The organism is Kribbella sp. VKM Ac-2566, from assembly GCF_004366005.1.
Classification (GTDB): domain Bacteria; phylum Actinomycetota; class Actinomycetes; order Propionibacteriales; family Kribbellaceae; genus Kribbella; species Kribbella pratensis.
In genome coordinates this window covers 1,355,198-1,376,630 of sequence record NZ_SODT01000008.1, presented here as the reverse complement: position 1 = coordinate 1,376,630, position 21,433 = coordinate 1,355,198, and the positions used below count along the sequence as shown (strand labels likewise).

Annotated in this window: 22 protein-coding genes; 7 read left to right on the top strand and 15 right to left on the bottom strand. The window is 69.1% G+C overall.

Features of this window, described 5'->3' with window-relative positions:
- Nucleotides 1-30: 30 nt before the first annotated feature.
- Nucleotides 31-900, bottom strand: coding sequence for an LLM class flavin-dependent oxidoreductase (locus EV647_RS09500; RefSeq protein WP_134001059.1), 870 nt, complete (start codon nt 898-900; stop codon nt 31-33).
- A gap of 2 nt (nt 901-902) precedes the next feature.
- Nucleotides 903-1,343 carry a GNAT family N-acetyltransferase gene (locus EV647_RS09495; RefSeq protein WP_134001057.1) on the bottom strand — a complete coding sequence of 147 codons (441 nt, stop codon included), beginning with the start codon at nt 1,341-1,343 and terminating at the stop codon, nt 903-905.
- A gap of 76 nt (nt 1,344-1,419) precedes the next feature.
- On the opposite strand from EV647_RS09495, the gene EV647_RS09490 reads away from it, so the two are divergent.
- Nucleotides 1,420-2,058: an SGNH/GDSL hydrolase family protein gene (locus EV647_RS09490; protein WP_134001055.1), complete on the top strand. Its 639-nt coding sequence runs from the start codon at nt 1,420-1,422 to the stop codon at nt 2,056-2,058.
- Between the two features lie 10 nt (nt 2,059-2,068).
- On the opposite strand, the gene EV647_RS09485 is transcribed toward EV647_RS09490, so the two are convergent.
- From EV647_RS09485 to EV647_RS09455, 7 genes are read right to left on the bottom strand one after another with little or no spacing between them, the layout of a single operon-like run.
- Entirely contained in the window at nt 2,069-3,670 is a 1,602-nt protein-coding gene (locus tag EV647_RS09485) for an HNH endonuclease signature motif containing protein (RefSeq protein WP_166680260.1), read from the bottom strand.
- A 46-nt stretch (nt 3,671-3,716) separates the two neighbouring features.
- On the bottom strand, nt 3,717-4,433 hold the full coding sequence (locus EV647_RS09480) for a 2OG-Fe(II) oxygenase (protein ID WP_238175239.1): 717 nt from the start codon (nt 4,431-4,433) through the stop codon (nt 3,717-3,719).
- 19 nt (nt 4,434-4,452) lie between these two features.
- Entirely contained in the window at nt 4,453-5,283 is an 831-nt protein-coding gene (locus EV647_RS09475; RefSeq protein WP_134001051.1) for a Gfo/Idh/MocA family protein, read from the bottom strand.
- 3 nt (nt 5,284-5,286) lie between these two features.
- Complete coding sequence (locus tag EV647_RS09470) at nt 5,287-6,300, bottom strand: Gfo/Idh/MocA family protein (protein ID WP_134001049.1); 1,014 nt, start codon at nt 6,298-6,300, stop codon at nt 5,287-5,289.
- 11 nt (nt 6,301-6,311) lie between these two features.
- A complete protein-coding gene (locus EV647_RS09465) occupies nt 6,312-7,274 on the bottom strand; it encodes a Gfo/Idh/MocA family protein (RefSeq protein WP_134001047.1) in 963 nt (320 codons plus the stop codon).
- 40 nt (nt 7,275-7,314) lie between these two features.
- A complete protein-coding gene (locus EV647_RS09460) occupies nt 7,315-8,328 on the bottom strand; it encodes a LacI family DNA-binding transcriptional regulator (protein ID WP_134001045.1) in 1,014 nt (337 codons plus the stop codon).
- A 34-nt stretch (nt 8,329-8,362) separates the two neighbouring features.
- The gene (locus EV647_RS09455) at nt 8,363-8,884 is read right to left on the bottom strand and encodes a dihydrofolate reductase family protein (protein ID WP_166680259.1); all 522 of its coding nucleotides are present in this window, start codon (nt 8,882-8,884) and stop codon (nt 8,363-8,365) included.
- Nucleotides 8,885-8,959: 75 nt separating this feature from the next.
- Here EV647_RS09455 and EV647_RS09450 point away from each other — a divergent pair, with 75 nt between their 5' ends.
- Both EV647_RS09450 and EV647_RS09445 read left to right on the top strand, forming a co-directional pair.
- Complete coding sequence (locus EV647_RS09450) at nt 8,960-9,820, top strand: LysR family transcriptional regulator (RefSeq protein WP_134001041.1); 861 nt, start codon at nt 8,960-8,962, stop codon at nt 9,818-9,820.
- 46 nt (nt 9,821-9,866) lie between these two features.
- Nucleotides 9,867-10,592, top strand: a complete 726-nt coding sequence (locus EV647_RS09445) for a hypothetical protein (RefSeq protein WP_134001039.1) — start codon at nt 9,867-9,869, stop codon at nt 10,590-10,592.
- Nucleotides 10,593-10,614: 22 nt separating this feature from the next.
- Here the strand turns inward: EV647_RS09445 and EV647_RS09440 are convergent, their stop codons facing one another.
- Genes EV647_RS09440 through EV647_RS09430 form a run of 3 tightly spaced genes read right to left on the bottom strand, consistent with a single transcriptional unit; the run spans nt 10,615 to nt 12,605 of the window.
- Nucleotides 10,615-11,496 (bottom strand): alpha/beta hydrolase, encoded by an 882-nt coding sequence (locus EV647_RS09440; RefSeq protein ID WP_134001037.1) that lies wholly within the window; start codon nt 11,494-11,496, stop codon nt 10,615-10,617.
- Nucleotides 11,493-12,020: a DinB family protein gene (locus EV647_RS09435; protein WP_134001035.1), complete on the bottom strand. Its 528-nt coding sequence runs from the start codon at nt 12,018-12,020 to the stop codon at nt 11,493-11,495. Before EV647_RS09435 ends, EV647_RS09440 begins: the two co-directional genes overlap by 4 nt.
- A gap of 57 nt (nt 12,021-12,077) precedes the next feature.
- Complete coding sequence (locus EV647_RS09430; RefSeq protein ID WP_134001034.1) at nt 12,078-12,605, bottom strand: ABATE domain-containing protein; 528 nt, start codon at nt 12,603-12,605, stop codon at nt 12,078-12,080.
- A gap of 56 nt (nt 12,606-12,661) precedes the next feature.
- Between EV647_RS09430 and EV647_RS09425 the strand changes: the two genes are divergently transcribed.
- A complete protein-coding gene (locus tag EV647_RS09425) occupies nt 12,662-13,579 on the top strand; it encodes a 2-dehydropantoate 2-reductase (RefSeq protein WP_134001032.1) in 918 nt (305 codons plus the stop codon).
- Between the two features lie 6 nt (nt 13,580-13,585).
- On the opposite strand, the gene EV647_RS09420 is transcribed toward EV647_RS09425, so the two are convergent.
- A complete protein-coding gene (locus EV647_RS09420; RefSeq protein WP_134001030.1) occupies nt 13,586-14,281 on the bottom strand; it encodes a TetR/AcrR family transcriptional regulator in 696 nt (231 codons plus the stop codon).
- A gap of 103 nt (nt 14,282-14,384) precedes the next feature.
- On the opposite strand from EV647_RS09420, the gene EV647_RS09415 reads away from it, so the two are divergent.
- A complete protein-coding gene (locus EV647_RS09415; RefSeq protein ID WP_305016640.1) occupies nt 14,385-15,365 on the top strand; it encodes an alpha/beta hydrolase family protein in 981 nt (326 codons plus the stop codon).
- 163 nt (nt 15,366-15,528) lie between these two features.
- Here the strand turns inward: EV647_RS09415 and EV647_RS09410 are convergent, their stop codons facing one another.
- Nucleotides 15,529-15,954, bottom strand: a complete 426-nt coding sequence (locus tag EV647_RS09410; protein WP_134001026.1) for a MarR family winged helix-turn-helix transcriptional regulator — start codon at nt 15,952-15,954, stop codon at nt 15,529-15,531.
- Between the two features lie 165 nt (nt 15,955-16,119).
- Between EV647_RS09410 and EV647_RS09405 the strand changes: the two genes are divergently transcribed.
- Nucleotides 16,120-17,961 (top strand): ABC transporter ATP-binding protein, encoded by a 1,842-nt coding sequence (locus tag EV647_RS09405; protein WP_134001024.1) that lies wholly within the window; start codon nt 16,120-16,122, stop codon nt 17,959-17,961.
- A 175-nt stretch (nt 17,962-18,136) separates the two neighbouring features.
- Nucleotides 18,137-20,599 (top strand): glycoside hydrolase N-terminal domain-containing protein, encoded by a 2,463-nt coding sequence (locus EV647_RS09400; RefSeq protein ID WP_134001022.1) that lies wholly within the window; start codon nt 18,137-18,139, stop codon nt 20,597-20,599.
- On the opposite strand, the gene EV647_RS09395 is transcribed toward EV647_RS09400, so the two are convergent.
- Nucleotides 20,596-21,360, bottom strand: coding sequence for an SDR family NAD(P)-dependent oxidoreductase (locus tag EV647_RS09395; RefSeq protein ID WP_134001020.1), 765 nt, complete (start codon nt 21,358-21,360; stop codon nt 20,596-20,598). The two genes, EV647_RS09400 and EV647_RS09395, sit on opposite strands and share 4 nt — an antisense overlap.
- Nucleotides 21,361-21,433 lie beyond the last annotated feature (73 nt).

Below are 21,433 nucleotides of genomic sequence, written 5' to 3'. Positions count from 1 at the left end.
TGCAAGCTTAGGTCGGCTGCACTCGCGGGGTCAGCCGAGGCTCGGTGGGCCTTGTTCGATGCGGCGCAGGATCGGGTCCAGGCGGTAGAAGTCGGTGCCGGTGATGAGATGGCGTTCGTCCCACCAGGTGGCACCCGCTTCCGCGAGCGGTTCGACGAGGGCGCGGGAACGGGCGGGGTCGGCCGGGCTGATGCCGCCGACAATCACGTCGTACGGCGTGATTCCGTCTTTGCGCTCGCCGTCGATGAACGCGACCAGGTCGCGGAGCTCGTCGACCGGTGGGGCTTCGCCATGGTTGGCGCTCTCGAACAGCGGTACGGCGCCGTCCCAGCGCGCGGCTCGGCGCATCGGGGCCTTCCGCGGCCAGTAGCCGGCGATCCAGACCGGCGGCCGCGGTCGCTGCACCGTTGCCGGCAGCAACTCGACGTCATCGGCACGATAGTGCTCGCCGGCGTGGTTCACCCGCTCGCCGGACCAGTACGCCGCCAGTAGGTCCAGGCCCTCGTCCAGCCGCGACGCCAGCACCTTCGGGTCGGTCTCGTCACCGAAGCTGCCGAACTCGTCGTCGATCGGTCCACCGAGCCCGGCGCCGAAGATCACCCGGCCACCGCTCAGGCCGTCGAGGGTGGCGACCTGTCGCGCGAGTTGCTCGGGCCGCCGCCGGGCGATCGGCGTGACCAGCGGACCGAGCTTGATGCGGGACGTCGCCAGCGCGGCCGCCGTCATCAGCATCCATGGGTCGCCGAACGGCTGCCCGCGCCGCCGCTCCTTGCTGTGCACCACGTGGTCCCAGAAGAACAGCCCGTCCCAGCCGGCGTCCTCGGCAGCCTTCGCCACCCGCGTGACCGTGTGGGCGTCGGCGAAGTCTCCGAAGTTCGGAATGTTGATCGAGAAACGCATAGTCACTCACCCAGCCGTAGTTCGATGAACGGAATCGTGTCGCCCGGCAGCAGATAGGTCTCCACCTCGACGAACCCGTGCGCCTTCGCGAACCGTACGCCGTCCTCGTTGCTGCTGAGGATGTGCGTCTCGACGCCCTCGCCCAGCTCCCGCCCGCGCCGCAAGCAGTGCTCGTAGATCGCGGTACCGAAACCGCGACGCCGGTACGCCGGGAGCACGCGAGCGATCACCACCACGGCAGAGGTCTCCTCGGACGGCGGCCGGACGGTGGAGCATCCGATGAGCACCTCGCCGTCGTACGCCACCTCGAGGATGTGCCGCGCCATCCGCTCGCGGATCTCGTCGAGCGACAGCGGCGCCGTCGGGATGATCTCGTTGTGCACCCGCTGCCAGTCCAGCACCGTCTGGTCGTCCGTCACCGGCACGATCCGAAGCTCGCTCATCCAGCAACCCAACAGCCGGGTGCGGCCGGCGGTCAAACGGATTCGGCCCCGGGGGAGTAGTAGTAGCGTCCGTGTCGTGCGGATTCTCTTCGTTGGTAACAGCTTCACCTCGCGGAACAACCTGCCTGGGCTGCTCAAAGGGCTGGCCGGGGCGCGCGGCATTGAGATCGAGCACAAGCTGATCTCGGCCGGCGGCGCGTCACTGCGGCAGCATCTCAACGCGGGCAAGGCGCTCGACGAGATCGCGGGAGGCGGTTTCGACACCGTCGTACTGCAGGAGCAGAGCACGCTGCCGATCAAGAGCCCGGACCGCTTCCGGGAGAGCGCCCGGGACTTCGACGAGGCGATCACCGCGGCCGGTGCGCGGACCGCGTTCTACCTGACCTGGGCACGCCGGAACGCACCAGAGACCCAGCAGGCGCTGACCAAGGCGTACGGCGGCGCCGCGGTGGAACTCGGTGCGACGCTCGTACCAGTCGGGATGGTCTGGGAGCGCTTCCTCAGCCAGTACGACGAACCCGCGCTGCACGACGCGGACAACAGCCACCCGGCGCTCGCGGGCAGCTACCTAGCGGCATGCGTGTTCCTCATCGCCTTACTGAACGAGGACCCGGTCAGTACCGACGTACCGGTGAAGGGCCTCACCGCGGACATCGCCGCCCAGCTCCGGCAGGCGGCCTGGGACATTTGCTCCGACCTGGCCGCAGCCGAGTAACCCGCCACGATCACCGTGGTGGATCGGGGTCGGGTGGATCAGAGCCGCCGCGATCAGGCGCAGGCGTGCGGTAGCGCCGACCCGTAGGGCTGACCCAAATCGTCGTGCCATCGGGATCGGACGTGACGACCCATCCGCCTTCGTGCTTGAGGCGGTGATGGTGCCGGCACAGGCAATGGAGATTGTCCGTGGTGGTTCGGCCGCCTTCTGCGAAGGCGACGCGGTGGTCGACATCGGCGAACTCGGCGGGCTGGTTGCACCCGGGGAACTGGCAGGTTCGATCGCGCAGGCGAACGAAGCGATCGGTCGCAGCATCCGGTGTGTACCTGTCCGGTTTCCCAGCCGGTGGCTCGTCGCTGAGCCGAAGGCCGATCCGGGACCGGCCGGCTCCCCCGAGGAGACTTCGAGCCAGAGCGCGAGTGAGGTGCTTACGCAGGGATTCCTGGGGAATCGGTCCGTAGTGTTCGGCCGTCCCGCCGGTGCTGTTCTCGCCGTCGATCAGCGCGCGGACCTCGGCGCCGGTCGCATGGATGACTACGGTGGCGTCCGCACCAGCGGTCGAGTCGTCGGGTACCTCAACGACAGCGTCTTCGCCCGGTTCTCTGCCCCTGCGAGTGTCGGTCCGGGGTAGGAGCCGCTGCAGAGCGATGTCGGCGCGCAGCTGGTCCATGGAGCGGGAGTCGCCCTGACGACGCTGGTACGCCGCCGCACGGGTCAGGCTGTTCATCACCGCGCCCGCGTCCAAAGCGTCGTGGGTGTGAACCAGTTCAGCCGTGCCGTCGCTGTTCGGGAAGATCCGCACCGACCGCTCATCCATCGCCCGCGCATGCGCCTTGCTACGCGCATCCGGCGAACGCCGCGCGGCCTCCCGCTGCGCCTCCTGCTTCAGCTTCTGCAACGGATGCTTCCCGGCCCACCCCAGCAGTGCGGTCTCGGCCGCACGCAGGGCGTCCGGATCGTCCAGGACCGACAACTCCCGCACGATCGTGAACGCGGCCCGCTCGGTCAACTGACCTTCCTCCAGCGCCCGCAATGTCGCCGGAAAGTTGTGCACCAATTCGCACGACGTATGAATCCGAGCCATCGCAGCGCCCTTGTGCATCTGCCACACCAACGCGAGCTCGTCAGCAGTCGACCGGAGATCACCCGCCACCCATCGACGCTCGCCCGGTTCCGCGACCCGATCTCCAGGCGCGGGGTGGCGGTGTCCGAGATCGGCCGATACACCGTGCAACGAGGTCTCGTACCCGGCGGTCGCCTCGGCCTTCATGGCGGCCAGCCGTGCCTCCAACCGGCAGATCGCCTCGTGCCGATCCAGCCAGCCTGAGTCGCTCAACTCTGACGTGTCCTGGAACGCCACCGCCTCGAACAACCCGGCACCACGGTCGTCCGGGTCGTCATACCGGCCGAGGAGTCCGTGCCGAGCCGCGAGCCGCGCATCGGCGCGCACCCGGTCGACCAACGCCAAGAACGGAGCATCCCAGCCCCGACCCGCCTCGTCCGCAATCGCCGCTCCAGGCGCACTGGGCACGGCGGACAGCGCTCGTCCGACCGGCGCCCCCGACGGGCCGCTGGCCTCGTCGGCTGGCTGTTCGACCGGACACTCACTCATGTATTCGATCATATGTTCGAATACAGCTCAACACCAAATCGGTCCGTCACTTTGCGTCGTGGAAGACCAGTCCGAGCGTATGGCGCTGTCCTGAGCGGATCGCCGAAACGCCGTGTCGCACCGGTGCCGCCGACCAGCCGCGTGCCGATTTCACCGGGCGATCGCGCGTCGTGAACACCAACCCGTGCCCCTGCGGGATCAGCGTCGACGTACCCCGCGACTGTGCCCGCGGCCGCTGCTCGACCAGCAGGAACTCACCGCCGGTGTGATCGACACCAGGGTCGTTCAAGTTGATCACGACCTGAAGCGGGAACACCTTGTCGCCATAGAGATCACGGTGCAAGGCGTTCCAGTCGCCCGCGCCGTACCGCAGGAGGATCGGTGTCGGCCGCTCCTGCCCCGCCCGATGACACACGTCCAGCCATTCGTCGAGCGTGTCCGGCCACTCGGCTTCCCGCCCGAGCTTCGAGTACCACTCCCGCGCAATCGGCAGCAGCCGCGAATACAGCGCCTGCCGTAACGCCTCCACAGCCTCCGGGAACGGCCGATCGAAGTACCGGTACTGCCCCTCGCCGAACCGATGCCGCGCCATGTCGATCGTCGCCCGGAACCGCTGTACGTCGTCGTACATCCCAGCGATCCGTGCAGCCTCGGCCGGCGTCAGCAACTGCGGCAGTAGCGCACATCCGAGATCATCGACCGAAGCGGCCACAGCGTCCCAGTCGGCACCGGCCACGCGTCGTTCGTACTTGTTCATACCCATGGAACGGCACAGCCCACAGTTATGTGAGGACCTGTTCCAGCACCGTGATCGGCGCAAGCATCGTCGCGTCGTCAAGCGGTCGCTCACCAGTCTCGAGCATTTCAAGGAAGACCTTCAGCCCAGGTACGACGTACTCCGAATCAAGCCGTACGTCGCGACTCACCAGCCCCGTCCGCCCGACGATCTCGGCATGGAACGGCACCCGCCCGTCATCCGTTGGCTTCACCAACTGCAACGTCACCAGCACCCCATCGCACACATAGCGCACGACGACAGTGGACCCGACGCGCTCGACCGTCACCGGACCAGGCTCGCCAGGAGCCAACCGTTGCGCCAGATCGGCCGCATGGATGCCGTAGAAGAAGATCCCGCTGTACTCACTGTCCGGATCAGCCGGCCCGGTCACCGTAACCGCCTGCAGCTCACCGACCGTCGCCGCGGCGAGCGCATCCGCGTCCGCGACCCAGCGCACAGCTGAGTACGACGTCACCGGCGCACCACCGCGCCGCGACGCGTCCAGGATCGCCCGCGCATCCGCCGTACTCGCGGCCAACGGCTTGTCCACCCACACCGGGACGCCTGCCTCCAGAAACGGTACGGCGTGCTCGCGATGCAACGCGCCGTCGCGGTTGGTGGCGATCAGCGCGTCCACGCTGCCGAGCAACTCGGCCGAGGTCGGCACGAGTTCGGTGATGCCACCGGTCTTGGCGAGCTTCCGGTTGCGTTCGTCGTCCGCGCCCACGAGCGCGACGATCCGGGCGGTGTCGGCGACGGGATCGACGTTCAGGTGCTGGATGATGTGCTCGGCGTGGCTGTTCTCGGTGCCGACCAGGGCGACGCGCAAGGGCATGGGTCAGTCCTCTTTCAGTTTGACCGGTTGCCCTGAACGGGCGGACTCGTAGACAGCCAGCACAGTCGCCAACGACCGCCGCCCGGCCTCCAGGGTCACCGCCGGCGGGCGGCCTTCGCGGACCGCGCCGATGAAGTCGCGGTACTGCGCGAGATGCGCGAGCTCGACCGGCCCCCACCCGTCCGGCCCTTCCAGCACCGGCGCCTCGGGCGCGTCGGCGTTCGCCGCGGCGAAGTACGCGAGCTCATCGTCGTCGAGGACTGCTGTCCCTTGATCGCCGTGGATCGTCAGCCGCACCGGACGGCCCGGGTAGGCCGCCGTACTGGCCAGCATCAGCCCGATCGCCCCACTCTCGAAGACGATCGATGCACCGGCGAGGTCCTCGACCTCGATCCCCGAGTGGGCGAGCCGCCCGGTCTGCGCGCTCACCTGGACCGGCCGGCCGAGCATCCAGACCAGCAGGTCGAGTGCGTGGATGCCTTGGTTCATCAGGGCGCCGCCGCCGTCGATCGCGAGCGTGCCGCGCCAGTCGTCGCCGTCGTAGTAGGACTGCGGCCGGAAGAACGCCGACTCGGCGATCCCGGACGTCACACGACCGAGAGTGCCGCTGTCGATCGCGGCCCGGATCTGCGCGACCGGTGGCTGAAACCGCCGCTGGCTGATCACCGAGACGGTCAGCCCGGTGTCCCGCTGCGCCTCGATCAACCGGTCGGCGGCGGCCAGCGTGATGTCGACGGGCTTCTCGACGATCACGTGTTTGCCGGCTCGCAGCGCCTCGACGCCGACATCGGCGTGCAGTGCGCTCGGCAGGCAGATCCCGACGGCGTCGACCTCCTCCCCGGCGTACGCCTCGGCCGGTGTCGCATAGGCCCGGCCGCCGTACTGCGAGACGAGTTTGCCGGCCCGTTCGAGGTTCTGGTCGACGACGGCAGCGAGCACAGCCTCGTCACCGAGGGCTTTGATGAGGCGAGCGTGCACGGCGCCGATCATGCCGGCGCCGATGAGGGCGAAACGCATAGGACCTCTCTTCAGTCGGTCGTCCAGGAGATGGGTACGCCGCCGTTCTCGGCGGACCGTTGCGCGAGGAGTGCGAGCCGCGTCGCCAGCAGGCCGCGCTCGGTGGTGATGTCCGGTTCGTTGCCCTCAGCAAGCGCCTGCAGGACGAGCTCGGCCGGGCGATGACCAGCAGGCAGCGGTACGTCGTGCGGCGCCAGGTCGGTCGTGGTGAGGACGAGGCGGTTGCGCGCCCAGAGCAGTTCGGCGGTGCCTCCGGTGCCGACGAGTTTCATCCGGTAGTCGCCGTGCACGGGCGTGCCTGCCGGGTTCATCCAGTCCACGCCCGCGGTGATGACCGCACCGGGTCCGCTCAGCGTCGCGACGCCGTACGAGCTGTTCACGATCGAGCCACTCACGGTCCCGCTGGTCAGGCCGGTGAAGAGCAGGGCGGCGTCGATGTCGTGGACGGCGAGGTCGTTGAGGAGTCCGCCGTACCGCGGGCGTTCGAAGAACCACGCCGGACGCGTCGGGCGGTTCAGTTTGTGCGGGCCGGACGACGTCACGCCGTGGATCGTGCCGAGCTGGTCCGCGATTCCCAGTGCGGCGAGGGTGACGGGGTAGTACCGCTTCTCCAGCAGAAGGGTCACGTGGCGGCCGGTCCGCTCCGCGGCCTCGGCGATCGCGTCGAGGTCCTCGAGCGTCGTACACAGCGGCTTGTCGGCGATCACGTGGCAGCCGGCGTTCAGAGCGTCGACCACAACCTGACCGCGGTCGCCGTAGATCCCGGCGACCATGACGACATCGGGCTCGACCTTGCGCAGCATCTGCTGGTGGTCGGTGAACACCTTGGCGTCGTACGGCGTGGCCCACCGCTCGGCGGTCTCGCGGGACGGATCAGCCACCGCGACCAGCTCGTACGCCGCGACCTGATCGACCTCCGCGGTGGCATAGGCCACGTGCGGATGGGCGGCGCCGGCGATGGCGATACGCGTCATGTTCGTGATTCCAGCATGCAACCGGTTGCAGGTCAACGCATCAGGGCGTCGGCTTCGGTGCCACCGCGGTCGTCGCGCGCGTCACCAGATGGGTCGCGATCGTGATGCACTCGGCGCTCGGCTCGACGGCCTCCAGCAGGTTCACGAGCAGTTTCGCGGCCGCCGTACCCGCGGTTGCGGCACCCGCCGAGACACTGGTCAGGGCCGGCGTCGTGAGTGCCGCGAGCGTGTCGTCGCAGCCGACCAGGCTGAAGTCCTTCGGCACCGAGATGCCGCGCACCTCGAGCCCGGCCAGCACGCCCTGCGACACCACGTCGTCGAACGCGATGGCCGCGGTCGCTCCCGATCCGACGACCGCCGACACCGAGTCCCGCCCGGCTGCGTAGGTCGGCCGCCCGACCTCGACGATCTCCACCGTCAGCCCCGCCTTGGCGGACGTCTGCGTCAGCGCCTCCCGCCGCTGCTGGTCCGACCACGAGTCGCGCGGCCCGGCCAGGTACGCGAGCCGCTGGTGGCCGAGCTTCTTCAACAGCAGTACGGCCTCGGTCATCCCGCCCGACGAGTCGATCAGCACCCGCGGGATCCCGTCCAGATCGCGGTTGACCAGGACGGTGGGACGGGTCGCCGCCAGCTCGCGGATCAACTTCTCGGACAGCCTCGGCGACGCGAGCACGAACCCCTCGACCTGCGGCGCGAGCCGGGCGATCAGCTTGGCCTCCCGCTCCGCGGACTCGTCGGAGTCACCGAGGAACACCGCGAGGTCGGCGGTCTCCGCGGCCAGTTGCAGGCTTCGCACCAGCGGTGGGAAGAACGGGTTCGCGATATCCGGCACGACGACCGCGATGTTCCCGAACCGTCCCGTCGACAGCGCCCGCGCCGCCTGGTTGCCGACGTACCCGAGCCGCATCGCGACCGCGCGGACGTGCGTCACGGTCTCCTGGCTTAGCAGCTGCGGCCGGGTGAAGGCACGCGACACCGTCGACCGCGAAACCTGGGCGGCGGCCGCGACGTCCCCGATGGTGACCCCCGGCGCCCGGCCGGCACGTGATGCCATGCCCACACCACAAAGGTCCGTGCAACCGGTTGCACTATTTCAGGACCTCGAACCGATAGTTCAGGTTCTCGGCGGTCAGGAGCTTCAGTTTCGTGGGGTGTACGCCGGGGCTGTCGTAGAAGCGGACACCCTCGCCGAGAAGGACGGGGATGATGTGGAGGACGACCTCGTCCACGAGACCGGCTTCGACCGCTAGGCGGGGGACCGTGCCGCCCGTGACCACCAGGTTCTTGCCGGCGGCTGCCTCGAGGCCTTGGGCCACGACGTCCCGGATGTCGCCGGAGACGTAGGTGAATTCCGGGATCGGGTTCGTGGCCGGGTCCTTGCGGGTGTAGATGAGGATCGGGCCTTGCCAAGCCCCGCCGTACGGCCGGTTCTCGCCGACCGCCTCGACGCGTTTGCCGCCGCACAGGAATGCGCCGCACGTCGCGATCACCTCGGCGCCGAGCCGAGACGGGCCGCCGTCGGCAGCGGACATCCAGTCGACGCTGTCGTCGCGGTCCCCGATGAAGCCGTCGAGGGACATCGTCATGTGCCAGATCACTGTGCCGGTCATGGCGTCCAGCCTGCTCCGGACTGATACATGCGTCCAATGCCAATGTGGCGACCGAAGCATAGATAGGATCGATACATGCTCGATCTCGTCCGGCTGCGCGTGCTGGCCGCGGTCGCCGCGCACGGTTCGGTCACCGCGGCGGCCGCGGCGCTGCACTACACGCAGCCCACCGTCAGCCACCATCTCGCCCGGCTCGAGGCCGCGACCGGCGCGAAGCTCGTCCAGAAGGCCGGCCGCGGCATCCGGCTCACCCCGGAGGGCGAGGTGCTCGCGCGCCGCGCCGCGGAGATCGTCGGCCGCGTCGACGCCGCCGACGCCGAACTCGCCGCCCTCGTCGGCCTGCGCTCCGGCCTGGTCCGGGTCGGCGCCTTCAGCTCGGCGCTCAGCGAACTCGTCCCACCCGCGGCGGCCGAGCTCCGCCGCGAGCACCCGAACCTCCAGTTCGAACTCACCGACGTCCACCCGCGGGTTGCCGTCCAGCAGTTGCGGGCAGGTGCGATCGATCTCGCGATCGTCTTCCGGTACGACGACGAGCAGCCGGACGACGGCATCCGGTACACGTACCTGCGTGACGACCCGATCCATCTGCTCAGCCGCCGGACCGGAGAAACCCTCGCCGACCATCGGGACTCGGACTGGATCGCAGGCTGCGTGAACTGCCGCCACGAGCTGCTGCAGCAGTGCGCGGACGCCGGCTTCACGCCGCGGATCGCCTTCACCAGCGACGATGTGATCGTCAAGCAGGCCCTCGTCCGCGCCGGTCTCGGTGTCACCACCACGCCCGGTCTGGCGTTGCGGGCGCACCTCGCCGACGGGGTGCGATCGACCGAGTTGCCGGTCGTTCGCCGCATCTTGCTCGCCACGTACGGCGAACCGCCCGACCCGCCGGCCACGGCGGCCTTCATTACTGCCCTGAAACGAGTAACACTGGTCTAGGGGGAGCCACTCGACTCCGGTTGGAGGACCGGGCGATGGGCACTGGGTGAGCATGGTGGACGTCGAGCTGCGGTATCAGCGGATCTGGCGGGCAGCCGTGGGACTGCTGGCCATTCTCGGTGTGGTCAGCGCGCTGGTGTTCGTGTCACCGGGGACGAACCTGGTGGTCTTCATGATCGCCGCCTTCACCGCCGGCGCGATCTGTCTCAGCATCGGTCTCGGCCGCGATCTGCCGACCTCTGACCTACTCAACATGGTTCCCCGCGGTGCGGTGCTCGGCGGGCTGTGCGTACTCGCCATCTGCGGGTACGCCGCCGCGATCGGAGTCCGCACCGTGACGCTGCTCCTGCTGATGGTCGGCGTGTCTCCGCCGGTCATCGGCTGGTTGCGCTCGGGCCGGGCCGACCGGCCGGCGCGGGAACGGCCGCGCCGGACGATCAGGTTGCCCAAGGCATCGAACCGCCAATTGAACGCGGTCCGCGCCGAGGACGACCCGGCCGCGGGCTTACCGATGCCGAAGTACCTCGTCGCCGTGGTGCGGAGCGTCGGCGAGCTGAGCGACGAGGAGCTGTGCCTCGCCTGGCGGCGAAGCTTCACCCAGCTCCAGCGTGCGATGGGACCCGACCGAAGACAGGCGATGGTCGACGTACGCCGTGCCTACCTCGACGAACTCGAACGCCGCCACCCCGACTCGTTCGCCGTCTGGCTGGCGTCGAACCCGCGCGCCGCCGGCAACCCGGCCCGCTTCTTCACCCACCGCGCCGACCACTAGGAAAACCAGGGAAACTAGGAAACTAGGAAAACGCAGCACGAAGGTCCGCGGCGATGAGTTCGACCGCGTGGCGGCCGGCGGACAGTGCGCCCGGAAAGTTCAGGAACGCGTGCATCGTGTCCGCGTACTCGACCAGCCGCGTCGGTACGCCGTTCTGCTCCAGGCGACCCGCATACGCCAGCGCGTCGTCGCGCAACGAGTCCCGCCCGGCCGCCAGCATCAGCGTCGGCGGAAGCCCCGCGAGCGAGTCGGCCCGCAGCGGCACGGCGGTTGCCGGTACGTCGTCCGTGGGGAAGTACCACTCGTGCCACTCGGCGTCCGGGCGCAAATCCAGCGTCGGGTAGCACAGGATCTGACGATCGGGAACAGGACCACCTTGGTCCCGAGCGAGCAGACACGCCCCCGCGGCCAAGCCCGCGCCCGCACTCTGACCGCCCACCGCGACCCGCCCGTCGCCGTCGAGGTTCTCGCGGATCCACTGAAGCGTGTGGTGAACGTCGAGAAGCCCTGCTGGATAAGGATTCTCCGGCGCGAGTCGATAGTTGAGGGAGACGACAGTAACGTTGCCGTCGGCAGCTATCCCCGACGTCGCGTACTCGATGTCCCGCAGATGCCCGCCGATGAAAGAACCACCGTGCAACCAGAGCAGAACCGGTCGAGGCTCCGGCGACATGCCGTAGATCCGCGCCTCGAGGGACCGCCCCGGCAGCTCGATCACGACGTCCTCGATCCCCGGCCGCGGATCACGCTCACCCGCCAGCGCCGGATCCGGCAGCTCCTCCCGATCCAGCAGTAACGCCTGGTACGGATCGAGCTCGGGGTAGCCGGGCTGATCGGCGAGCACCTTCCGCAGCGCGTCCGTCTCCGGCCCGTACTCCGGGCTGTCGACGAGCTCGGGCGTCATGCGCTCACCGGCTGCAGGTGACGCGCCGCGTGCGCGAACAGGATCCCGTCGGGCGTCGTCGAGACGTACTCCGCCAGCGCCCCGATCCCGCCGTCGAACCCGGCACCTGTCGACGGGTCCGCCCAGGTCTCCTCGTCGTACCGCGAGATCTCGTCGACGAGCGCCTCGCCGACACTGTGGAACCGGTGCAGCACGAGTTCGGACGGGATCAGCCGGCCCGCCTCGACGCCGCCGAGGTTGAGCGCGCGCCCGATCTCGGCGGTCTCCCAGCGCGGATCGAGACTCCAGTGCAGGCGTCCCGCCCGGGCGTCCCGCAGTACGGCGAGCGTGACCTCGTCCCACATCAGCACGTGCGCGACCAGGTCGTGCAACGAGTCACAGAAGTCCCCGAGCGGTCCGGCGGCCACGTCGTACGGCGCCCGCAGCTCGTCCTCGCTCAATCCCTCGATCCGGCTCAGCAACAGGTCCTGGTCCCGCCGGATCATCCCGGCCGCCTGCGCCGGTGTTGTAGTCGGTGTACGCATGCCCACAATCAACCATCCCGACCGCGACCCCTCTGGCCGATTGCGCGAAACTCGCAATCAATCCACAGCGCGGTACGTCGCCATCTTGGCGCGCGCTCCACACGTGTTCATCGAGCACCATCGCCGCCGCCCGCCACGACTCGCGTCGACGAACAGCAGCGAACACTCGTCCGCCGCACACGTTCGGATCCGATCGCCAAGCGGACCGGTCAGCAAGTCAACCGCGTCCCGAGCCAACCCACTGAGCAGACCCGGCACATCGACCGCCGCACTCTCCGCACGAAGGTCCGACGTCAGCCGAGGCCCCGCCAACGGACGGCTGCTCCAACGATTGACCACCTCGAGATCAGCGTCGTACGTCGTCCCGGTGAAGAGCCGGTACAACGCCTCCCGCAACTCGACAGCCTGGCGATACGCACGCCCCGAAACAGCCGGCTCGTCCTGAGCGAGCCCGGCTTCGCGGAACCAGCGGCCGAGATCGGCCGGCTCCGGGATGCGCTCGAACGGCGCCTGCTGCCGCTTGCCGAGGGTCGCGGTGAAGTCGACCGACGGCCGCCCGCCGACCCAGGTGAAGCGCGTGTCCATGGCGCGTAGTCTATCATCGCTGTTACCAGTTGAACCGGTAACCGAGGGAGTGGGTTGTGAGGATCGGGATCGTCGGCGCGGGCGGTGTGGGCGGGTACTTCGGCGCGCGGCTGGCCGCTGCCGGGCAGGACGTGGCGTTCGTGGCCCGTGGCAAGCACCTGGAGGCGCTGAAGGCCGACGGCCTGGTGGTGCGGAGCCCAGCGGGTGACCTGCAGCTACCTGTGCAGGCGACCAGTGAGCCGACCGAGATCGGTCCGGTGAACTACGTGCTGATCTGCGTGAAGACGTGGCAGCTGCCCGACGCGATCGACGCGATCCGCCCGCTCGTGGGACCGGACACCGCGATCGTCACGGTGCAGAACGGAGTCGAGGCGCCCGATCAGGTCGCCGAGGTCTACGGGCGCGACGCCGTACTGCCCGGAGCCGCCGAAGTGATCGCGTACGTCGAGGGTCCCGGCGTGATCCGGCATCTCGGCAACGGGAAGCTCAACTTCGGCGAATGGGACAACACGGCCACGCCGCGAACCGGTCTGCTCCGCGACGCCTTCGTCGCGGCGGGACTCCAGGCGACCGTTCCGGACGACATCTGGGCGGCGTTGTGGACGAAGTTCCTCTCGGTCGTCCCGGGCGGCGGCCTCGGTACGGCGACCGGCGCAGGGTACGGCGTACTCCGCACCCACCCCGCCACCCGCCGGCTGCTCACCGAGGCCATCACCGAGATCCGCGACATCGCACTGGCGCGAGGCATTCGGCTCGCCGAGGACGTCGTACCGCGAACGCTCGCCTGGGTCGATCAGCTCCCCGCCGACGGAACGACATCGCTCCAGCGCGACCTGATCGCCGGCCGCCCGTCGGAGCTCGACGCCTGGACCGGCGCCGTCGTACGCCTCGGCGCCGAATCGGCCGTCCCGACCCCGGTCAACACGTTCCTCTACGAACTGGCCGGCGCCCGAGCGCTCGCTGCTGGCAATTGACGCCGACTACTCCAGGCCGAGGTCGGTGAGGACGTCGATCACCGGGCGGTTCGGTGGTGCCGCGGCGACCAGGCCGCGGATGCAGCCGGTCATCACCATGCGGAAGTACGGCTCGGAGGTGATCGTCGGGAGTTCCTGATGTGCCGCGCTCAGCACCTCGTCCGCGGCGAGGAGCGCATAGACCTTCTCGAGTTCGCGCTGGTGCGGACCTTCGAAGTACGGGCGATGCCGCTCCTCGGCCGCGGTCAGGTTGATCGCCAGCGACGCGACGGTGCCTGACATCAGCACCGCGCCGGCCGGGCTGTAGCCGCGCCGACCGAGCGCCTCGACCGCCTCCCGCTGCAGCCGTACGCCGGCTTCACCGCGCGGGAACAGCCCTTGCAGGTACGCCGCGAGCCCGGGGTGCTCGAGGACGAACGTGTGCAGCTGCCGCGCGAACGACAACAAGTGCGCCTCGACGTCGTCGTCCGGGTCGTCGACGATGTGCAGCTCCCGCAGTACCGCCTCACCGACCAGCGCCTCGAGCCCGAGCTTGCCGTCGACGTGCCGGTACAGCGCGGTCGGGGTGACGCCCAGCGCGGTCGCGACCCCGTTCACGGTCAGGTTGGTCAGGCCGATCCGCAGGCCCTCCCGCTCGATGTCCGCGATGGTGATCTGCGCCTGGCGGCCGCCGGTCTTCCGACGGGGCGGATTCGCTGTCACAACACTCCTCTGCGGGGCCTGACCCCAAAGTTATGCTACTAACTTAGATCAACACCGTCACCGACGGTGATTGTTCTGTCCCCTCATAGCTCAGGAGATCATGGTGAGCGCACCTCGCCCCACCCGGCGCACGATGCTGAAGGCCGCCGGCGGGTTGACCGTCGCCGCCGGCCTCGGCGCCGGCACCATTCTGGCCACCTCCGTCGCCGCGAGTGCGGCCGACGACGGATTCGGTCTGCACATCATCGAGCGGAACGAAGACGATCCGCGGATGTGGTACTACCGCTTCCAGACCGACGCGATCGGCTGGGCCCCGGCCGTCAACGTCCTGCTGCCGAGCGATTATCACACCAGCGGGCGCACCTACCCGGTGCTGTACCTGCTGCACGGCGGCAACCAGGACTTCATCGCGTTCGACCGCCTCGGCATCCGCGACTGGACCGCGGGCAAGCCGCTGATCGTGGTGATGCCGGACGGCGGCAAGGCCGGCTGGTACTCCAACCCGGTCAGCTCCAACACCGGCCCGCGCAACTGGGAGAGCTTCCACCTCAACCAGTTGGTGCCGTGGATCGACGCCAACTTCCGCACGTACGCCGAGTTCGCCGGCCGTGCCGTCGCCGGCTTCTCGATGGGCGGCTTCGGCGCGCTCAAGTACACGGCGAAGTACTACGGCCACTTCGCCTCCGTCAGCTCGCACTCCGGTCCGGCGAGCGTCCGCCGCGACTCGGGCCTGGTCGTGCACTGGGCGAACGTGTCCTCCGCGGCCGTCGACCTGGCCGGCGGGACGATCTACGGCGCCCCGGCCTGGGACGAGGCACGCGTCACCGCCGACAACCCGATGGAGAACCTCGAGCGCTACCGCGGCAAGCGCATCTTCCTGGTCGCCGGCACCAGCCCGAGCCCCGACCCGTTCGACTATGCCAACGAGACCCAGGTCCTGGCCGGCCAACGCGAGTTCCGCGCCGCCCTCGACAAGGCCAACATCCCCTTCACCGCCTACGAAGATCCCGGCGGCCACATGGTCCGCCCCGACCGCATGATCGAAGACCTCGACGGCATCATCGCCCACCTGAAGAAGGCCTGACCCGCCCCACCCGGATCCCCGCCGTTGGTGGGTCGACCCATCAGATACAGGGTTTGCGTCCGAGATCCCGGACGCAAACCCTGCATCTCGGACGTCAACCCACGGGAGGCGGGGCTGGGTGGGACGTCGGGGTGCGTAGAGGGTGCAACGTGTGGCGTGCGGGTTATTCCTCGGCGAGGCGCTGGAGGAGATCAGCGAGGGTTTGCTGCTCGTCCGCCGTCAGGCGGGCGAGTTGGCCGGCCATCACGTCGCGGCGTTTCTTGCGGAGGGTGGCCAGAACTTTCAGGCCGTCAGGGGTGAGATAGACGAGGGTGGCGCGGCGGTCGTGTGGGTCCGGCTGCCGTGCGACCAGCCCGGCCGCCTCCAGATCGTCCACGACCGACGTCGCCGATCGCGGCACGATGCCCAGTTGCGCTGCCAGTTCGCTCAGCCGCAGCAGCCGGTCCGCGCGATCGAGCGTCCGCAGTACCCGGAACTGCCCGTGCGTGACACTCTCGCCGAACCCCTCCCGCGAGGCCCGCCGCTGGCGGCGAACGATCCCGTCCAGCAGGCCGGCAATCTGCTCCGCAGCATCATCGGGATCACGCATGCCCAGAGCCTAATGGGAGCCCTCGCGCCCGCGGGGAACAAAACACCATCTTGTGAGGTTAGCTCATAGTGAGTTAGCCTCACTATGTTGTTGTCCCTGACTGGAAGGAACTGCATGTCGCAGATTTCCGGACTTCCGGGTGGGGGAGGGGGCGGTGGGCGCGCGATGCGCTCGCTGTTGAAGGACTCCTCCGTCCGGCACCACAAGTTGTCGGCGGGCACGCTCCGCCGGATCCTCGGGTTCGCCCGTCCGTACCGCGGGCATCTGGCCGCCTTTCTCGTCCTCGTCGCTCTCGACGCCGGCACCGGCGCGGCCACCCCGCTGCTGTTCAAGGCGATCATCGACCGCGGCATCGTGCCGGGCCACGCCCAAGTGGTCGTCTGGCTCGCGCTCGTCGTAGCACTGCTAGCGGTCGCGAACAGCGCGATCACGCTTGCCGAGCGCTGGTTCTCGTCGCGGATCGGCGAGGGTCTCGTCTACGACCTCCGCACCGCCGTGTTCGACCACGTGCAGCAGCTCCCCGTCGCGTTCTTCAGCCGGACGCAGACCGGCGCGCTCATCCAGCGCCTCAACGGCGACGTGCTCGGCGCCCAGCAGGCGTTCACCTCCACGCTCTCGAACGTGGTCAGCAACCTGCTCAGCGTCACGCTCGTACTCGCCGCGATGTTCGTGATGTCGTGGCAGATCACCCTGCTCGCGCTCGTCGTACTCCCGCTCTTCGTCATCCCCGCCCGCCTCCTCGCCGGAAAGTTGCGCACGGCAACAGCGGAGACGTACAAGCTGAACGCCACCATGGCGCAGACCATGACCGAGCGCTTCAACGTCGCCGGCGCGGTGCTCGCCAAGGTGTTCGGCCGCACCGAGGATGCCTCGCGGGACTTCGCCGGCAAGGCCGCCCGGGTCCGCGACATCGGCGTCACCACCTCGATGTACGCCGGCGTCTTCCGCGTCTCGCTCACCCTGGTAGCCGCGCTTGCGGTCGCTCTCGTGTACGGCGTCGGTGGGGTCTTCGCCGTCGAAGGAGCGCTCGGGATCGGTACGGTCGTCGCGCTGACGGCGTACCTGAACCGGCTCTACGGGCCGCTCACCGCGCTCTCGAACATGCAGGTCGACATCATGACCACGCTGGTCAGCTTCGAGCGGGTCCTCGAGGTGCTCGACCTGCCGCCGATGGTTGCCGACCGCAAGGACGCGAAGACGCTCCCGTCGGATGCGGAGCCGTCGATCGAGTTCGATCACGTGTCGTTCCACTACCCGTCCGCCAAGGAAGTGTCGCTCGCCTCGCTCGAGTCGGTCGCGACGCTGTCGGCCGAGACCGGGGAAGAGGTCCTCAAGGACGTCACGTTCATGGTCGAGCCCGGGCAGATGGTCGCCGTCGTCGGCCCGTCCGGCGCCGGGAAATCCACGCTCTCCTCGCTCGTCTCCCGGATGTACGACGCCACAGGAGGCGCGGTCCTGGTCGGCGGTCACGACGTACGCGAAGTCACCCAGGCCTCGCTCCGTGCGGCGATCGGTGTGGTCACGCAGGACTCGCACATGTACCACGACACGATCCGCGCGAATCTGCAGCTGGCCCGCCCGGACGCGACCGACGACGAACTGCACAAGGCGCTCGAAGCGGCGCAGATCGCGACCCTCGTCGACAGCCTGCCGGACGGGCTCGACACCGTGGTCGGTGATCGCGGATACCGGTTGTCCGGTGGCGAACGTCAGCGGCTCGCGATCGCGCGGCTGCTGCTCAAGTCACCGTCGATCGTGATCCTCGACGAGGCCACCGCGCACCTCGACTCCGAATCCGAGGCCGCCGTCCAGACCGCGCTTGCGAACGCATTGGTCGGCCGTACGTCGATCGTCATCGCGCACCGCCTCTCCACGATCCGCAACGCCGACGTCATCCTCGTCCTCGACGAGGGCCGCATCCAGCAACGCGGCACCCACGACGAACTGCTCGCCCAGGGCGGCCTGTACGCCGACCTCTACGCAACCCAGTTCGCCCAAGCCGCCTGAGCGCTGCGCGGACGTCCGTCACTCACCAACTCGTCCCGACGCCCTCGCTCACTGCTGCTACACGCCTGCCCCGGGGCGGCCCGCCGCGGTTGGTGAGTGGCCCAGGTCCGGCATACCTGACCAGTAGTCGGACCCCCGGTCGCGCAGCGGTGTGCGCGCGGGGGAGGATCGCGGCATGAGAGATCGGATGACTGCGGCCGCCACCGAGTTGACGTACGACGCTCCCGCGGCGGACTGGCTGGCGGCGCTCCCGCTGGGCAACGGCCGGATCGGCGCGATGTGGTTCGGCGGCACCACGCAGGACCGGATCGCCCTGAACGACGAAACCTGCTGGTCCGGCAGCCCCACGACAACCCGCCGCCTCGAGACTCCGGTCGGCGAGGTCGGGGCAGGTGCGGTTGAGCGGGTGCGAGCGGCGCTGGCGGCGGGCGACGTGCGCGCGGCCGAGGAGCTCGCGCACGTGTTTCACAGCGGTCACTCGCAGGCCTATCTCCCGCTGGGCGACCTGCTGCTGGACTTCGAGTCCGCCGGTGCGGTCTCGAACTACCGGCGCCGGCTCGACCTGGACACCGCGGTCGCCCGCGCCGAGTACGAGGTCGGCGGCGTCGCGGTCTGGCAGGAGGTCTTCGTCAGCGCGCCGGCGCAGGCATTGGTCCTACGTCTGGGCGCCTCGCAGCCGCTGACGGTGACGCTCAGCCTCACCTCGCAGCTCCGCGCGACCACGCAGACCCTCGGCGACAACGGGCTAGCACTGCTAGCCATTTGTCCGTCGTCGGTCGCCCCGCCCCACGGGAACGCCGCCGAGCCGATCCAGTACTCCGACGGGGACGACCGCGGGATGAACGCGGCCGCCGTACTGCGTGCGCACACCAACGGCACGCTCACGCCCACGAACGACCAACTGACCGTCAGCAACACCACGGAACTCCTGGTCGTCCTCTCCACAGCCACCGGCTACGAAGACCCACACACCGCCCCGACCCGCACCGCGGAGGAGTGCCAAGAGGCGGCCGACACCGCGGCCCGCACCGCACTCACCAAGGGGACCGGCGCGGACGACGCCGGCGTGTCCGCGGGTACCGTTCGCGCCCGACGAGGCGGTGGGTCACCATCCGCTTCGTCGACACCTACGGACGAGGCCGAGGTGGGGGACGGTGGGCGGCTTGGCGTGGGGTTGCGGGAGGAGCATGTTCGCGATTATCAGGAGCTCTTTCGCCGGTCGGTGCTCACTCTTCGTTCGGCAAAGGAGCTGACGACCGACCGGCGGCTCGTGGAGGCAGGGGACGACCCCGGGTTGGCCGCGCTGATCTACAACTTCGGGCGATATCTGATGATCTCCAGCTCCCGTCCAGGAGGTTTGCCGACCAACCTGCAAGGGATCTGGAACGAGCATCTGCAGCCGCCGTGGAGCAGTAACTACACGGTCAACATCAACACCGAGATGAACTACTGGCCCGCCGAGACCACGTCCCTCTCGGAGTGCCACCAACCGCTCCTCGACTACGTCAAACATCTCGCCGTAGCAGGCCGCCGTACCGCCGAACACCTGTACGGCGCCAAAGGCTGGACCGCCCACCACAACGCCGATGCCTGGTGCTGGACCGCGCCCGTCGACGGCAACCCGAAATGGTCGAACTGGCCGATGGCCGGCGTCTGGCTGTGCCGGCACCTCTGGGACCACTATGCGTTCACCGGCGACCGCGAGTACCTGAGCGACGTCTGGCCGACGCTGCGAGGCGCCGCCGAATTCGCGCGGGACTGGCTGATCGAACTCCCGGACGGCACCCTCGGCACCGCCCCCTCCACCTCACCCGAGAACGAGTACGTGGCCGAAGACGGCAAACCCGCCTCGGTCACGACCTCGTCGACGATGGACCTGTCGCTGATCGCCGACCTGTTCGATCGGTGCGCGCAGACCGCCGCCGAGCTCGGCCTCGCGGACCCACTGATCGACGACCTGACGGCAGCCCGCAAGCGGATCCCCGACCCGAAGATCGGTAGCCGAGGGCAGCTCCAGGAATGGCTGGCCGACCTGCCCGAGGCCGAGCTGCAGCACCGCCACACGTCGCACCTGATCGGCCTGCATCCCGGCGACCAGATCACCCCGGACGGTACGCCGGAACTCGCCGCGGCCGCTGCCCGCACCCTGGAGTTGCGTGGCGACAAGAGCACCGGCTGGTCGCTGGCCTGGCGAATCTCGTTGTGGGCAAGGCTCCGCGACGGCGCCGCCGCCCACCGCTTGGTCCGCGAACTGCTCACCCCCGCCGCGGACTCCGGCACCGACTACGTGGGCGACGGATCCGGCCTGTACCCGAACCTGTTCTGCGCGCACCCGCCGTTCCAGATCGACGGCAACTTCGGTGCGACCGCCGGGATCGCGGAAATGTTGCTGCAGAGCCACACCGGCGAGCTCGAGATCTTCCCCGCGCTCCCGGAAGCGTGGCCGGAGGGCTCGATCACCGGTCTCCGGGCCCGCGGCGGTGTCCGGGTCGACCTCACCTGGTCCGCGGATGCGGCCAACGCCGTACTCACGGCCGACCGGGACACCACCGTCGTACTCCGGCACCGGGAGCAGCGCGAGGAGGTGTCTCTCGCCGCCGGCGTCTCCCACACCTGGAGAGTCGCCGGAGGCCGCTAGGTCACGTCGCGGACGTGCAGCACGGTTCCGCTGGGGAGATCGCGGTCGAGCAGTGACCAGATCGTGCGTGCCACGGTCTCCGGTTTCGCGAGGTGGCCGAGGGCCTGCATTTCGCGGAAGCGGTCCGACACCGGCACCTCGTCGGGGCTGGCCGCTCGCAGTTCGGCCTGCATGTCGGTGTCGATCGAGCCGGGTGACACGGAGATCACCCGGCAGCCGGGACTTCGGTGCTGCTGCTCGAGCCCGACGGTGCGCACCCACTGGTCGATCGCGGCTTTGCCCGCGCAGTAGCTGGATTCGCCTTCATGCGGCCGGTTCGCTGCGCCGGACGACACCATGATCAGGTGCTGCTCGCAGTCCCGTCCGGACACCGCGCGGAGGAACGACTGCCCCAGCACCTGAGCGGCCGCGGAGTTCAGCAGCACGTTGCGCGTGTACTCCTCGGTGTCGACGTGATCCGCCGAGCCGAGCGGCGTCAGCGTCCCCGCGTTGTGGATGAACACCACCAGTTCCGGGTTGCCGGCCTCGATCCGTTGCCGGAAGTCCTTTTCCACCACCGCCCACGATTTCGGGTCGGCGAGATCCACCGCGACGTGTTGCACACCCGGCGCACCACCGCGCCGCGAGATGTCGATCAGTTCCGCGCCCTCGAACGGAATCGTCGCGGCCAGCGCAGCCCCCAGCCCCGCCGACGCACCAGAGATCCAGACCAGAATCCGCCGCAGCGGCGTCATCTGCTGCCCGTCCCTGAGCGCAGGCAAAAACCCAGCATCATGCAGTTCCCCCCTGCAGCCCCAACCCACCCCTTGGAGCCGATGCTACGTCGTGCAGCGC

What these genes read in the sequence shown, in the direction of transcription:
- EV647_RS09405 (WP_134001024.1), top strand. Translation starts at nt 16,120, where the DNA reads ATGCGCTCGCTGTTGAAGGACTCCTCCGTCCGGCACCACAAGTTGTCG.
- EV647_RS09480 (WP_238175239.1), bottom strand. Translation starts at nt 4,433, where the DNA reads ATGGGTATGAACAAGTACGAACGACGCGTGGCCGGTGCCGACTGGGAC.
- EV647_RS09440 (WP_134001037.1), bottom strand. Translation starts at nt 11,496, where the DNA reads ATGACGCCCGAGCTCGTCGACAGCCCGGAGTACGGGCCGGAGACGGAC.
- EV647_RS09430 (WP_134001034.1), bottom strand. Translation starts at nt 12,605, where the DNA reads ATGGACACGCGCTTCACCTGGGTCGGCGGGCGGCCGTCGGTCGACTTC.
- EV647_RS09475 (WP_134001051.1), bottom strand. Translation starts at nt 5,283, where the DNA reads ATGCCCTTGCGCGTCGCCCTGGTCGGCACCGAGAACAGCCACGCCGAG.
- EV647_RS09435 (WP_134001035.1), bottom strand. Translation starts at nt 12,020, where the DNA reads ATGCGTACACCGACTACAACACCGGCGCAGGCGGCCGGGATGATCCGG.
- EV647_RS09455 (WP_166680259.1), bottom strand. Translation starts at nt 8,884, where the DNA reads ATGACCGGCACAGTGATCTGGCACATGACGATGTCCCTCGACGGCTTC.
- EV647_RS09450 (WP_134001041.1), top strand. Translation starts at nt 8,960, where the DNA reads ATGCTCGATCTCGTCCGGCTGCGCGTGCTGGCCGCGGTCGCCGCGCAC.
- EV647_RS09400 (WP_134001022.1), top strand. Translation starts at nt 18,137, where the DNA reads ATGAGAGATCGGATGACTGCGGCCGCCACCGAGTTGACGTACGACGCT.
- EV647_RS09500 (WP_134001059.1), bottom strand. Translation starts at nt 900, where the DNA reads ATGCGTTTCTCGATCAACATTCCGAACTTCGGAGACTTCGCCGACGCC.
- EV647_RS09495 (WP_134001057.1), bottom strand. Translation starts at nt 1,343, where the DNA reads ATGAGCGAGCTTCGGATCGTGCCGGTGACGGACGACCAGACGGTGCTG.
- EV647_RS09465 (WP_134001047.1), bottom strand. Translation starts at nt 7,274, where the DNA reads ATGACGCGTATCGCCATCGCCGGCGCCGCCCATCCGCACGTGGCCTAT.
- EV647_RS09485 (WP_166680260.1), bottom strand. Translation starts at nt 3,670, where the DNA reads ATGAGTGAGTGTCCGGTCGAACAGCCAGCCGACGAGGCCAGCGGCCCG.
- EV647_RS09460 (WP_134001045.1), bottom strand. Translation starts at nt 8,328, where the DNA reads ATGGCATCACGTGCCGGCCGGGCGCCGGGGGTCACCATCGGGGACGTC.
- EV647_RS09470 (WP_134001049.1), bottom strand. Translation starts at nt 6,300, where the DNA reads ATGCGTTTCGCCCTCATCGGCGCCGGCATGATCGGCGCCGTGCACGCT.
- EV647_RS09410 (WP_134001026.1), bottom strand. Translation starts at nt 15,954, where the DNA reads ATGCGTGATCCCGATGATGCTGCGGAGCAGATTGCCGGCCTGCTGGAC.